Annotated in this window: 11 protein-coding genes; 10 read left to right on the top strand and 1 reads right to left on the bottom strand. The window is 26.8% G+C overall.

Annotation, left to right across the window (positions count from 1 at the left end):
• Positions 1-60: 60 nt before the first annotated feature.
• The 10 genes from CP523_RS16305 to CP523_RS05340 all read left to right on the top strand — a co-directional run bounded on the left by CP523_RS16305 (position 61) and on the right by CP523_RS05340 (position 12,996).
• Positions 61-2,307: a phosphoribosyltransferase domain-containing protein gene (locus tag CP523_RS16305; protein ID WP_227909571.1), complete on the top strand. Its 2,247-nt coding sequence runs from the start codon at positions 61-63 to the stop codon at positions 2,305-2,307.
• A 41-nt stretch (positions 2,308-2,348) separates the two neighbouring features.
• Complete coding sequence (locus tag CP523_RS05380) at positions 2,349-3,422, top strand: cysteine protease StiP domain-containing protein (protein ID WP_066677988.1); 1,074 nt, start codon at positions 2,349-2,351, stop codon at positions 3,420-3,422.
• Positions 3,423-3,441: 19 nt separating this feature from the next.
• Positions 3,442-4,236, top strand: a complete 795-nt coding sequence (locus tag CP523_RS05375; RefSeq protein WP_120140615.1) for an HAD family hydrolase — start codon at positions 3,442-3,444, stop codon at positions 4,234-4,236.
• Between the two features lie 84 nt (positions 4,237-4,320).
• Positions 4,321-5,865 carry a YceG family protein gene (locus CP523_RS05370; RefSeq protein ID WP_120141048.1) on the top strand — a complete coding sequence of 515 codons (1,545 nt, stop codon included), beginning with the start codon at positions 4,321-4,323 and terminating at the stop codon, positions 5,863-5,865.
• Positions 5,866-5,889: 24 nt separating this feature from the next.
• On the top strand, positions 5,890-7,224 hold the full coding sequence (locus CP523_RS05365; protein WP_205687127.1) for a toxic anion resistance protein: 1,335 nt from the start codon (positions 5,890-5,892) through the stop codon (positions 7,222-7,224).
• Positions 7,225-7,379: 155 nt separating this feature from the next.
• The gene (locus tag CP523_RS05360; RefSeq protein ID WP_066677992.1) at positions 7,380-8,009 is read left to right on the top strand and encodes a TerD family protein; all 630 of its coding nucleotides are present in this window, start codon (positions 7,380-7,382) and stop codon (positions 8,007-8,009) included.
• Positions 8,010-8,037: 28 nt separating this feature from the next.
• Complete coding sequence (locus CP523_RS05355) at positions 8,038-8,619, top strand: TerD family protein (protein WP_066677993.1); 582 nt, start codon at positions 8,038-8,040, stop codon at positions 8,617-8,619.
• Between the two features lie 17 nt (positions 8,620-8,636).
• Positions 8,637-9,272 (top strand): TerD family protein, encoded by a 636-nt coding sequence (locus tag CP523_RS05350; protein ID WP_120140614.1) that lies wholly within the window; start codon positions 8,637-8,639, stop codon positions 9,270-9,272.
• A gap of 97 nt (positions 9,273-9,369) precedes the next feature.
• A complete protein-coding gene (locus CP523_RS05345) occupies positions 9,370-12,042 on the top strand; it encodes a cation-translocating P-type ATPase (protein ID WP_120140613.1) in 2,673 nt (890 codons plus the stop codon).
• A gap of 114 nt (positions 12,043-12,156) precedes the next feature.
• A complete protein-coding gene (locus CP523_RS05340; protein ID WP_066677996.1) occupies positions 12,157-12,996 on the top strand; it encodes a hypothetical protein in 840 nt (279 codons plus the stop codon).
• Positions 12,997-13,035: 39 nt separating this feature from the next.
• Here CP523_RS05340 and CP523_RS05335 read toward each other — a convergent pair whose 3' ends face one another.
• On the bottom strand, positions 13,036-13,770 hold the full coding sequence (locus CP523_RS05335; protein ID WP_066676282.1) for a hypothetical protein: 735 nt from the start codon (positions 13,768-13,770) through the stop codon (positions 13,036-13,038).
• Positions 13,771-14,060: the final 290 nt, after the last annotated feature.

The following is a 14,060-nucleotide window of genomic DNA, read 5'->3' as shown; positions in this document are numbered from 1 at the left end:
AATCTGAATTTTAATATATAAATAATTTTAATATTTAGGACTTAAAAGGTAGGTATAAAGGTGGAATATTTTCAAGAGGTTAAAAAAAGCAAATTATTTTTTAAGACTCCAAGTGAAGTTGATAAATATACTGATAGAGAAATATTGAAGTATGCACTTGGGGCTAATTTATATATGAATGGATTAAAGGATTTTTATAATAGCATAATTTCAGGAAGATTTAATGATATTTCTTGTATTTCTATTTGTTTTGAGGATGCAACTAAGGATAGTGAACTTGGAATTTGTGAGGATAATGTTTTAGAGATGTTATTAAAACTTGATGATACTTTATTAGGTGAAGAAAATATTAGAGATTACAAAGTTCCATTAATTTTTATAAGGGTTAGAAATTATATTCAGTTTATTAATTTTACTGAGAGATTGAATAAGAATCAGATTAGACATATTGCTGGATTTATTTTTCCTAAGTTTGATTTGGAAAATGGTGAGCTTTATTTTGAACATGTAATTGAATTAAGAAAGAAATTTGATGAAGTTTTATATGCAATGCCAATTTTAGAATCACAAGATATTATCTATAAAGAAACTAGAATAAATGAGTTAGTAAATATTAAGAGGTTAATAGATAGGTATAAAGATATAGTTTTAAATATTAGAGTTGGAGGAACGGATTTTTCTTCAAAATTTGGATTAAGAAGAACTTTGAATTATACAATTTATGATATTAAAGTAGTATCGGATTGTTTAATTGATATTATAAATATGTTTTTAAGAGAAGACTCTGAATATGTTGTATCAGCTCCTGTTTGGGAGTATTTTTCAACAAGGGAGGATTCTAAAGAAATTCAAGGATTAATTAGAGAAATAAAATACGATAAGGAAAATGGCTTTTTAGGAAAGACAATAATCCATCCAAGTCAAGCTAAGTATGTTAATGCAGTTTATGCTGTTACTTATGAGGAATATATTGATGCATTAGAAATTCTTAATGGACAAGAAGAAGGTGGAGTTTTTAAAGGGTATGGTAGTAACAAGATGAATGAAGTTAAGCCACATCTTAATTGGGCAAAGAAAATCTTGCGTAGAGCTAAGTCATTTGGTGTTTTAAATGAAGGGGTTAATTATGAAGCTGTTTATAGAGAGGATAATATGAGTATTGATATAAAGATTAAAAGTAATATTTATAATTTAAATTTAAATAATCTAATTTCTTTAGGAAATAGAGTTAATAATAGTAAGAGAAACTTTCTATTTATTAGTAAGGTTTTAGGAAAACATATTGAAGTAAAACCTAATGTTTGTAAAGAAGCAGGGGAAATGCTTGCATCTCTATTATATAAGTCAAAGAATAGTAAAATTGATAATTTGAAAATATGTGTTTTAGGATTTGCAGAAACTGCTACAGGACTTGGAATGGCGGTAGCCTCTGCTATTAAAGATAGTTACTATTTAACAACTACAAGGGAAGATATTGCAGAGATGGAATCTATATTAAAGTTTGAAGAGGAACATTCACATGCAACAACACATAAATGTTTTCCAATAGAAAAAGATTATTTAGTTAATGCAGATAAAATTATTTTAGTTGATGATGAAATAACTACAGGAAAATCAATGATAAATATAATAAAGGAATTAAAGAGAGTTACAAATGCAAAAGACTTTTCAATTTTAAGTATATTAGATTGGAGAAGTGATGAACATAAAAGGCAGTTTGACAAATTAGCAAGTGATGAAAATATAAATGTAGAGGTTTTAGCTACTATTACAGGAGATATAACTGTAAATGATACAAGAGTATTTATTGATAATAATGATAATGTTTTAGATGAAAAGATAGATGTAATTAAGTCTAATAAATTAGAAAGAAAAGTATTTAAGACAATTACAAAGCCAGATGGAGAAGATTATTTATTACATACTGGAAGATTTGGTGTTCATCATAAGGAAATAGAAAGTTTAGAGGATAAATGTAAGGAAACAGCAGATTTTATTCATAGTAAGATAGGATATCCTAAGAAAATTCTTGTTTTAGGACATGGTGAAAATATATATATTCCATCAAGGGTAGCTAGTTATTTAGAAGGAGATGTATATTACAAAAGTACAACAAGAAGTCCTATTTACTGTAGCAATAAAGAAAAGTATCCAATAAAGCAAAAGGATGTATTTTATCATAAAGGAGTAAAGTATTACTTTTATAATAGGGATGAAATAGAAAATAAATATGATAAGGTAGTGCTTTTAACAGAGGATGACTTAGATATTAAGTTAACTAATAATATGATATTGATGAAAATATAAAATTAAATTTCTAGAACTTATATTTTTAGGTGGTGAATTAAATGGACAAGCTTGTAAAACATAGCTATAAAGATGATTGTATATTTCTATTAAAAGATTTATCAAGTGATATAAAAGAAATAACTATAGAAGAAAAAGAAAGTTTAATTAGAGCTGGTGTAAATTATTCAGAAATGATATCAAAAGAAAGTGTTCCAAGTGAAGAAATAAAAAATATATTTTTAAATATTCTTGATAGAGATAAAGAAAAAATAGCTTATTATGTAGCAAAGCTTTCAGAACTTATATATGAGGAAAAGGGGGATAACTTAGTTATTGTATCTTTAGCAAGGGCTGGAACACCTTATGGAGTATTAATTAAAAAATATTTGAAATATAAATATAAAGTAGATATTCCACATTATAGTATTTCTATAATTAGGGGGAAGGGAATAGATGCAAATGCATTAAAGTTTATATTAAAAGAACATCCACAAGGAAAAATTCAGTTTGTAGATGGTTGGACTGGTAAAGGTTCTATAACAAAAGAACTAAATAAATCAGTTGGAATATTTAACAAGAAAAATAATTTTAATGTAGATGATTCATTAGCAGTAATATCAGATCCAGCAAAACTATGTAAGGTTTGTGGAACGAGGGAAGATTTTGGAATTGCAACATGTTGCTTAAATTCAACAGTTAGTGGACTTATAAGTAGAACTATTCATAATGCTAATTACATAGGTAAAGATGATTTTCATGGAGCAAAGTATCTTGAATATTTAAAAATAGAAGATTACTCTCAAAAGTTTATAGATATTATAAAAAACGAGTTTGAAAAAATAAGTATAGATAAGAAAGATTTAATTAGAGAAGAAGTTGATACTAGTTATTCAGTTAGAATTACAAAAGATATTCAAGATATGTTTAAAATAAATAATGTAAATAATATAAAGCTAAGTGTTGGTGAATCTGCAAGAGTTCTTTTAAGAAGAGATCCTCAAGTAGTTTTGGTTAGGGATATAAATAATAAAAATATAGAACATATTGTTCAATTAGCTAAAGAGAAAAATGTAAAAATTATAGAATATAGTAAAAGTCACTATAATTGTATTGCAATTATAAAAGAAAAATAAATCTTAAGGAATAATAGTTATGGAAAATATATATTTTATTACGGATTTAGATAGAACAATAATTCATTCAAAACATAAGGGTTACAAATGTGTTGAGATGATGGGAGAAAAAGAAATAACTTATATGACAGATTCAGCATATGAAAAGTTAATGGAACTTTTAGAACACAAAAACTTAAAGTTTATTCCTTGTACAATGAGAAATATTAATCAAACACTAAGGGTTAATTTTATTAAGGAATATAATCCAGAAATAATTATTTGTACAAATGGAGCTGAAATTTATATAAATGGAAGTTTAGATTTACATTGGGATAAAAAAATGAAAAGCATAGTAAATCATAATGAACTTTTAAATAATATTAAGTACTTAAATAATATGAAGGAAAAATTAAAGGGAAAAATCAATATTATAGAAGTTAGAAACATAGAAAACTTTTATATAACAGTTAAATGTGCAAGTAGTGAGGATGCAACTAAATTTTATAAGGAAATAAAAGATAGTTTTTCAAGTGAAGTAAAAGTTATAAAAATTAAAGCTAAGATTTTTATAATTAATAAGAAAATAAATAAATTAAAGGCACTTGATTATATAGTTGATAAATATGGTATTAAACATTTGATAACTTCTGGAGATAGTGAAGTAGATAAAGGTTTTACAACTAGAGGAATATCTATTTTACCTAAACATAGTAGTTTTAAAAATGAAAATTCAATAATAACAAATGATAGTAATATTAAAGCTACTGAAGAAATACTAAGTGAAGTAGAAAAAATTATATTTAATGTTACAGAAAATGTTAAAATTTCTTAATATTCTTTAAAATATTTGATTATATGATAAAAAGTAAGGTAAAATTAAATTATATTTTACGAATATGAGAGGAAAGTATTGAAAATGGCTATAAGTTTAAAAAATATAACTAGTTATATGTTTAGAAGTAGGTTCGAGAGAGAAGATACCCATATAGAATGTAAGCCATATTTCTATAGATTTATAGGTGTTGATGATAGTGCAGAGTATGACAACATCATAAAAACTATACAAAGCAAATGTAATGAAGAGCAAGATAAATGTATTATTTTTGATGGATGCATTCCTTTAAGTGGAGAAATGGAGTTAATTCAATATATATTTAATGAGCTTTCATCAATGAATATACACAATATGGTGGGAGAAGATATTACAATCTTTGATGATAGTAGTATAAACCTGAAATTTCTTAAAGCTTTAGATTATGTCATTCCAATATCTATAGCAAAAGAAAATTTCTTTAATGATAGTGTTAGAAATAATTTTATAACAAAGCTTATTGTGTGGGTTTATAGCTATGCAAGAAGTATAGTTTATGATGATAATATAACGCCAAAGTGTATTTACTATGGAAATATTTCAAGACATGAAATTTACTTCTTAATTATTCTTTTTAAAATGGGATTTGATGTAGTTTATATTAATCCTTTAAAGGAAGAATTATGGGAGGAAATAGAAACAGATGGTATTTCTGAATGTATAAAAAGCATGGGGATACTTGGAATAGAAACATTTGAAGATAGGGCAAACAGAGGAAAAACTATAGATAATTTCGAAACTATTACTAAACAAATTCAAAGAGATGTTGAGGAGCAACTATTTTCTAATACTGGAATGTTTAAACCTTGGCAGTTTAGAAAAGGATATACAGAAAGTGTGCTTTTAGATACTATACTTGAAGATATTTATATTTATTGGAATGAACCATGTAAATTAAGAAGTGGATTTAAGGTAGAGGGAACAACTGTAAGAGTTCCATGCTTTTTTTATAAGATAGATGGTGAGTATTTAGATAAATTTGAATACCAAAAGTTAGTTAAGTATTGTTGTTCATCCTTAAATACTAAAGTATTTAATACAGGAAATATATCAATAGATCCAAATATAACAGATAGTATGTATCAGTTAATGTTTTGTGAATTAAGTGATGGAACATTTAATATTGAGGAAATAAAAAAAGTACCTATATATAGATTTTCAAAATATAGTGAAGATATTCAGAATTTTCTGCTTAAAAAGTTTAATGAAACCATAATAAGTAAAGATATATTTGTTAATAGTTTTAACAAAGAAGAGATTTTAAGGTTTTTACTTCTTGTTTTAAACCTTAATGAAGAGATAGTAAGGTTAGTTGATAATTTTGATTTTACAGGTAATATTCCTAAAATAGTAATTTATCTTAATGATGAAGAAGTAATTACTGAATCAATGCAATTGCTATTAGGATATTTACACAAGATAGGATTAGATATTATAATTTTTAATCCTTCAGGATTATTTAATATAAATAATGTAATAAAAGAAACAGCTATAAATACTGTTAGACTTGAGGCTATGAATTATAATGCAAAATTTAATAAGTTAATGAGTCTAAAACAAAGTGTTTTTTCTAGAATATTAAAAAAATGAGAATGATAGGAGAGGAATATAATTATGAATGAGAATAATATGATGGGACAACCTTTTAATGAAAATAATGCAAATACAGTAGATTATCAACCAGTAAATAATGCAAATGGATTTGGTGGTTTTAATGAAAATCAACAACAGAATTTATATAATCAACAACAAGGATATGGACAGCAACCACAAGGAGGATATACTCAACAGGGATATGGACAGCAACCGCAAGGTAGCTATGCCCAACAGGGGTATGGACAACAACATCAAGGAATAATGACACAATATAATCAAGAAATGCCTATGCAAACAGAAGAGTTTAACTTTAATGAAATATCTGAGTATAAGCAAAGATTAAGAAGTTTAAAAGAAGTTCAAAACTTAACTAACGAAATAGAAATTCAAAATCCAAATTCTATTATAATGTTTGGTCAAGTAGCTAGTGAAAATATTTCTAAGGTTTCAGATCAATTATTAAGTTCAATGAAATCAGTAAAGGCTGAAGAAGCTAGTGAAATGTTAGTTAACTTAACAAAAATAATGGATAAGTTTGATATAAAAGAAATTGAAGGTTCACAAAAACCATCAATGCTTTCTAAGTTTGTTAAAGGTATTGGTAATTCAGTAGCAAAATTGTTCCAAAAGTATGACACAATGGGGTATGAAGTTGAAAAGGTATATGTTCTTTTAAGGAAATATGAAACAGATATTAAAGAATCAAATGCTAATTTAAAAAAGATTTATGATGCTAATATACATTTCTATCAATTATTAGAAAAATATATTGTAGCAGGAGAACTTGCTTTAGAAGAAATAGATGGATTAATTTCACAATTTGCGTTAAACACTTCAATGAATGAAGAAGAAAAACGCATGTTAACTCAAAAACTTGAAATAAGTAAAGAAATGTTATCACAACGTATTTACGATTTACAAATTGCAGAGAATGTTGCTATTCAAGCGGCACCAATGATTCAAACAATACAAATGTCAAACTTTAATTTAATGAGAAAAATTAATTCTTCATTTATAGTTACATTACCAATATTTAAGCAATGTTTAGCACAAGCAGTTATTTTAAAGAGACAAGAAATTCAAGCTAAATCAATTAAACAATTAGATGAAAAGACTAATGAACTTATTATGAGAAATGCTGCTAATACTGCAAGACAATCAGTAGAAATCGCTAAAATGGCTTCAGGAAGCTCAGTTGCTATTTCAACATTAGAGAAATCATATGAAACAATTATGAAGGGGATAGAAGAAACAAAAGCAATTCAAGAAGCTAATAGAGTTGAAAGAGCGGAAAACTCAGTTAAGCTTGAAACAATTAAACATAAAATGAAAAAAAATATTGCAAATATTTAACAGGACATTGTTAAAATACAGAAAATAAAATTATAAAAACATTAAATAGAAATAAAAACTGCGAAAAGAGTTGAAAGTGAATTTCTTATATGGTATAATTTATCACATAAAGAGATTACAAAAATAATATTAACAAAAGTTTAGGAGGGTATAAGATGGGAATTAATTTAGGTTCTCTAATGGGATCATCAAATTCAGAGGTATTATCTAATAATGGGGTTAATGCATTAAATCTAAAAAAGAATGATGTATTAAATTTAACTAAAAGAAATCCAGGACTTCAAAAAGTAATTTTAGGAGCGGGATGGGATGTTGCCAATAATGGACAAGATTTTGATTTAGATATTGCAGCATTTTTAGTAAATTCAAATAACAAAGTTCAAAACATTCCAGAAGATGTTATTTTCTTTAATAACATGAAAGGTCAAGGCATTGCATTAGAAGGAGATAATAGAACAGGAGCAGGTGAAGGTGATGATGAAAGAATAAGAATTGATTTATCACAAATACCGTCATATGTTCAAAAAATTGTTTTTGTGGTTACAATTCATGAGGCGCAAGTGAAGAGACAAACATTTGGAATGGTTGAAAATTCATTTGTTAGACTTTTAGATGAAAAGAATAATGAAAGAGAAATATGTAGATTTAATTTAAAAGAAAATGGATCAACATCAACTTCAGTAATATTTGCTGAAATTAATAAAGTTCAAGGAGAATGGGAATTTAGGGCAATTGGAGAAGGTAAGATAGCTGATTTAAATGGTATCTTAGGTCTTTATATGTAATAAAAAGAGAATTATGGAGGTAAGTAAAATGGCAGGAGTATTGAATCTTCAAAAAAACGATATTTTAGATTTAACTAAAGCAGAACCAGGTTTAAGTAAAGTTATGTTAGGAGCAGGGTGGGATGTTGTAAAAAAATCAGGATTTTTCAGCTTTGCTAAAAATTACGACTTAGATTTAGTGGCATTACAAATTGATAACAGTGGACATTTATTAAATAATGGCTTAATATACTTCGGTCACCAATCAGGAGTAGGAATTAAACTTCATGGTGACAATTTAACAGGGGAAGGTGATGGTGATGATGAAAAAATCTCTGTAGATTTAACTAGATTACCATCAGGTTGTGCTAAAGTAGTTTTTGCAGTAACAATTTATGATGCAAAAGTAAGAAAGCAGTCTTTCTCAGGAGTAAAAAACGCCTATGTTAGATTATTAAATGAAGATAAAGGTGGAAGTGAAATTTGTAGATATAATTTATCAGAAGATGGTGGAGATAATACAGCTATTATATTTGCAGAGCTAGAAAGAATTAATGGAAACTGGCAATTTAAAGCCAAAGGTGAATTATTAAAAGCATCAATAAGTACATTGGCAGATATGTATAGATAAATAGGGGCAAATAGAATATGGCAATTAATTTAGGATCAGGATTTGAAAATTTATTAAATAACCAAACACAAAATACACAGCAATCAGGTGGAATAACTTTAGATTTAAAAAAGAATGATATTCTTGATTTAACTAAAAGAAATCCAGGATTAAAACATGTAATGCTTGGAGCAGGTTGGGATATTTCAACTAATGGTTCAGACTTTGATTTAGATATTGCAGCATTTTTATTAGATGCTAATAATAAATTTAATACGGTTTCTAATATAATATTCTTTAATAATAAAGTAGGGCAAGGAATTACTTTAGGAGAAGATAATAGAACTGGTGCTGGTGATGGTGATGATGAAACAATCCAAATAGATTTAGGAAATATTAATCCAAGCATTATGAAGATAGTATTTGTTGTTACTATACACAATGCAATGGAAAAGAGACAAACCTTTGGAATGATAAACAATTCATACATAAGATTAGTGGATAAAGATCAAAATGGAAAAGAATTGTGCAGATTTAATTTAAAGGAAAATGGCTCTACAGCTACATCAGTAATTTTTGCAGAACTTAATAGAGATGGATCAGAATGGCAGTTTAAAGCTGTTGGAGAAGGTAAAATTGCAGATTTAAATGGAATCTTAGCATTATATCAATAGGAAATTTAATATACATGTGGAAGAGTAAATTAATTCTTTTACATGTATATTTTTTAAAATATTAGTGAGTAATTTTATATATTAAGGAGAGGCGAAAATGATAAAAGCGCTTAGCAAGGAGCAAGTAGAAAAAAACCGAAAGCTTTATGGTGATAATGTAATTCATGAAGCAGAACCAGAAACATTTTGGGATAAATTTAAGGGAGCATTTGATGATCCTATGATTAAATTACTTTTAGCAATTGCAGCTATAATGGGTATCATGGCGTTTATGGGACATGCAGAGTGGAGTGAAATTATAGGAATTGCAATTTCTGTATTATTAGTTACTTTAATTTCAGCAAAAACTGAAGTGGCTTCAGATAATGAATATAGAAAACTAAAGGAAAATGCAAACAAAGATTGTTGTAAGGTTTATAGAGATAATGAAATACTAGAAGTAGAAATTGATGATATAGTTGTTGGAGATTATGTAATTCTTCAGACAGGAGATAAGATTCCAGCAGATGGTATGCTAATTGATGGTAATTTAAGAGTAGATAATTCATCTTTAAATGGTGAATCAGAAGAATGTAAAAAATTTGCAAGAGAAGATTTTGATATAGAAGGTGAAGTTGCATTAGAGTCAGAAGCTACTATTACAGGAGATGTATTTGTTGATGCTTCATCATTATTTAGAGGAGCTGTTGTTGTTAATGGTTCTGGAGTAATGAGGATTTTAAAAACAGGTATGAAAACTGTTATGGGTAGTATGGCTAAAGATATGGCAGAAGATGATGTTGAAAGCCCATTAAAGGTTAAATTAACAGATTTAGCTGGGAAGATTTCAAAGTTTGGTTATATTGGTGCAGTAATTATTGGATTTGCTTTAATTACTCAAGATATTATTCAGGTAGGTGGAGTTAATGGATTCGTAGCACTTGGTGGAGTTGAAATATTTAAACAGGTATTAGAAGCTTTAATGCTTGCAGTTGTTATTGTTGTTATGGCAGTTCCAGAAGGATTACCTTTAATGATTGCAATAGTTTTAATGAAAAACACTTCAAAAATGCTTCAAAAGAATGTATTAGTTAGAAAACCAATAGGTATTGAAACAGCAGGTTCATTAAATATATTATTTAGCGATAAAACAGGTACTATTACAAAAGGAAAACTTGAAGTAGTTGAATTTTTCGATGGGAATGTAGAAAGCACATATAAAACCAGTAAATGTATAAAAAAATATATGGGGTACTGTATAGGGAAAAATACAGCTGCTATGTTTGATTCAACAGGAAATATAATAGGTGGTAATGCTACAGATAGAGCACTTCTTCAATTTTTAAATAAAGAAGAAATGGATAAGCTTACAAATATAGAAGTTATTAAAATGCAACAATTTGATTCAGCTAATAAGTATTCAGCAGCTGAGTTAAAAGGAAAAACTGTTTATAAGGGAGCACCAGAAAGATTACTTACAAAAGCAACTAAATATTTAGATGCAAATGGAAATATAGTAGATATAGATCATAGTAAGGTTAATGAGAAAATTGATATGCTAGCTAATAAAGCAATGAGAGTTTTAGCTTTCGCATATAGTCAATCAGAATTAGTTGAAGGAACACTTCCAGAAGATTTAATAATTGTTGGATTTGTTGGAATAAGAGATGATGTTAGACCAGAAGCTAAAGTAGCTATAAAAGAGGTTAAAAATGCGGGTGTTCAAGTTGTTATGATAACTGGAGACAGAAAAGAAACAGCTTATGCAATAGCAAGAGATTGTGGATTAATAGAAAATGAAACAGATATTGCATTAACATCAGAAGAATTAAACAAACTTTCAGATGAAGAAGTTAAGAAGATTTTACCTAAGTTAAGAGTAATAGCAAGAGCACTTCCAACTGATAAATCAAGAATGGTTAAAATTGCACAAGAATTAAACTTAGTTTGTGGAATGACAGGTGATGGTGTTAATGATGCTCCAGCACTTAAGAGAGCAGATGTTGGTTTTGCAATGGGTTCAGGAACAGATTTAGCAAAAGAAGTTGGAGATATAGTAATTTTAGACGATAACTTTAAATCAATTGAAAATGCTATTTTGTATGGTAGAACAATTTATAATAATATTTTAAAATTTATAAAATTCCAATTAACTATTAATGTTGCAGCAGTGGCAGTTTGTGCAATAGCACCATTCTTTGGAATTCCACAACCTTTAAGTATTGCACATATTTTATGGATTAACCTAGTAATGGATGGTCTTGGTGCATTAGCACTAGGTTCAGAACCAGCATTAAAACAATATATGTTGGAAAAACCAAAGTCAAGAACTCAAAGCATAGTTTCAAGGGAAATGATGAATCAAGTTTTAACAGCTGGTGCATGGGTAACAGTAGTAAGTTTTGCGTTTTTAAAGTTACCGATATTTATGGAACTATTTGGTTCAACAGCAAATAAAATATCAGGTGAACATTTAACAGCTTATTTTTCAATGTTTGTTTTAGCAGCTGTGTTCAATGGATTTAACGTAAGAAGCACAGGATTAAATTTATTTGAACATATTAATGAAAATAGAGGATTTATAAAAGTAATGGGCATAATAATAGTAGTGCAAATAGCATTAACATTTGTAGGTGGAGATTTCTTTAAATGTACACCAATAAGTTTATCACATTGGATTATAGTAATGGGAATAGCATTAACTATTATTCCAATTGATATGCTTAGAAAACTAGTTGTTAAAATTGTTAAAGGTGATGGAAAAGCGGAATTTAGCAGCGAAGCAGCATAAAATAAAAATATTTTACCTAGTTAAGACTTGTTTAATATAGAGTATTAGTTATAACTAAGTAAATTTAAAAAATATAATTAAGAAATTAGTAAAAAGAAAAGGATGTGATTTGTTATGGGGATTATGGATAAAGTTAGAGAGCTTGGAGAAGAAATTGCAAAAACTGTTGATGAAAGTGCTATAAAAGAAAATGTGAAATGTGCTACTATGATTATTAAAGATACTGTAGAAAAAGGCAAGAAGGAAATAGAATCTAAAATTGAAGAAAATAGACAAAGAATTGATGAAGAGAAAAAGCTTCTAAAAGATTTAGAGGAAAATACAGAAAATAATGTTGCAGATAATTTCCAACTTGGAGTAGTTACTATAAATACGGAGAAAATGCTTGAATTTGCTAATTTGTATTCAGATAAAATATGTTCTATAAGAAATTCAATTAAAGAACCTAAATTAACATTTGGTAAAGATTCTTCAGAAAAAAGTGTAAGTAAAATACTTTCAAGTTGGGATAAGTTTGATGAATTAGAAGGTATAGACGAGGCAAATAATGAAGAAGTCATTATTGAAGTAATAGAATTAAATAAGGAAGAAGATACTATTTTCTGTTATAACGGTGGTAGAAAATGCTCAGTATTATTAACTACTAAAAATATATATTTAAAGGTTAAGCACCCCGTACACAATTTAATTTATTCTTCTAAAATATCTACAGGTAAACTACAAAAGATTAAAATAATAAATAATGAAACAGGTAATATATTAACTTTAAATGATGTTGAAGTTGGTTTAGTTGATGATGATTTCGCTGAGGGATTAATTAAATATTTAGATAAAGTGAATTTAGGAATTTATGAAATTACTATTGATGATGTAATTGAAGAATTAAAAAAAGTAAAATTTGTTGAGAGTAAAGTTGTTTTAGATATTATAAATGAAATAAGAAAAGAAGATTAAATAAAAAACCTCTACCAAACTAAGTTTGGTAGAGGTTTTTTACCACTCATAACTCCAATAAAATACTCTATTAGTATCTTCATTAACAGCTAAACCGGAAGAGTATCCATGCTCTGAATCCTTAAGTTTAAGAACATATATAATGTAATTTTTTTCTTTAACAGTTTCATCATAATTGTTCAAGTTATTTAAACCTAAATTTTCTAGTATATAATATGGTAAGTGTAAATTTTCTTTACATTTATTTAAGTCCTCTCTATTATGAATGACATATTTTGAACTTTGTTGGTATTCAGTTAGATTGATTTTATCCTCACTAGTGTAGGTCAAATCACATTCATAACCACCACCACTAAATCCATATGCATCTCCAAATTTAATATCTTTTGAGTTTTTAGGAATAGATTTAGGAAAATGATACATTAACTCATAATTATAATTATTACGGACTCTTAAGACTCTATGATAGTAATTTATATCATCTATTGGGGTAAACAATTCTGTAAAGCACCCAAACATAAAATTAGTAAGTAACAATATTATAGAAATTATTACTAAAGTAACATTGATACTAACAATTAGATATTTATATTTAATTCTTTTTCTTACTTTATAAAAAACATAGAAAATTATAGCTGGTACAAAGTTTATTAAAATATTATTTATTAAATAAAGTCTAGAGAAAAAGAAATCAAATAAAGAATTTAATATTGCTATAATTAGAAAAATTATAACGTACCAAATTCCTGGATTTTTAAAGTTTAATTTTTTCATAAAAATCTCCTTAAAAAGAAAATAAGATAATATTATTGTGCTTTATGTAATTTTTAACTATTAAAAAATTTATATTATTAATTTAAAAGTTAAAATTTATATTTATTTGGAAATATAAAAACAAAATTTTTATATTTTTTTCCAAAGCTGAGATTATTATATCAATTAATGTGGAGGTTTTAAAGATAATTTTAAATAAAATTAAATAATATTTAAAAATTAATCTTAAATAAAATATATTAATATTAATTTAGCATTGAAAGAATGTCGTAAAAAAATAATATTTTTGA

The sequence above is a fragment of the Clostridium septicum genome (assembly GCF_003606265.1).
Classification (GTDB): Bacteria; Bacillota; Clostridia; order Clostridiales; family Clostridiaceae; genus Clostridium; species Clostridium septicum.
This window is presented reverse-complemented; position numbering and strand designations above follow the sequence as displayed.

Excerpts from the sequence above, each read along its gene's own strand:
- CP523_RS05375 (WP_120140615.1), top strand. The coding sequence starts at position 3,442 with ATGGAAAATATATATTTTATTACGGATTTAGATAGAACAATAATTCAT.
- CP523_RS05380 (WP_066677988.1), top strand. The coding sequence starts at position 2,349 with ATGGACAAGCTTGTAAAACATAGCTATAAAGATGATTGTATATTTCTA.
- CP523_RS05355 (WP_066677993.1), top strand. The coding sequence starts at position 8,038 with ATGGCAGGAGTATTGAATCTTCAAAAAAACGATATTTTAGATTTAACT.
- CP523_RS05370 (WP_120141048.1), top strand. The coding sequence starts at position 4,321 with ATGGCTATAAGTTTAAAAAATATAACTAGTTATATGTTTAGAAGTAGG.
- CP523_RS05340 (WP_066677996.1), top strand. The coding sequence starts at position 12,157 with ATGGGGATTATGGATAAAGTTAGAGAGCTTGGAGAAGAAATTGCAAAA.
- CP523_RS05350 (WP_120140614.1), top strand. The coding sequence starts at position 8,637 with ATGGCAATTAATTTAGGATCAGGATTTGAAAATTTATTAAATAACCAA.
- CP523_RS05345 (WP_120140613.1), top strand. The coding sequence starts at position 9,370 with ATGATAAAAGCGCTTAGCAAGGAGCAAGTAGAAAAAAACCGAAAGCTT.
- CP523_RS05360 (WP_066677992.1), top strand. The coding sequence starts at position 7,380 with ATGGGAATTAATTTAGGTTCTCTAATGGGATCATCAAATTCAGAGGTA.
- CP523_RS05365 (WP_205687127.1), top strand. The coding sequence starts at position 5,890 with ATGAATGAGAATAATATGATGGGACAACCTTTTAATGAAAATAATGCA.
- CP523_RS05335 (WP_066676282.1), bottom strand. The coding sequence starts at position 13,770 with ATGAAAAAATTAAACTTTAAAAATCCAGGAATTTGGTACGTTATAATT.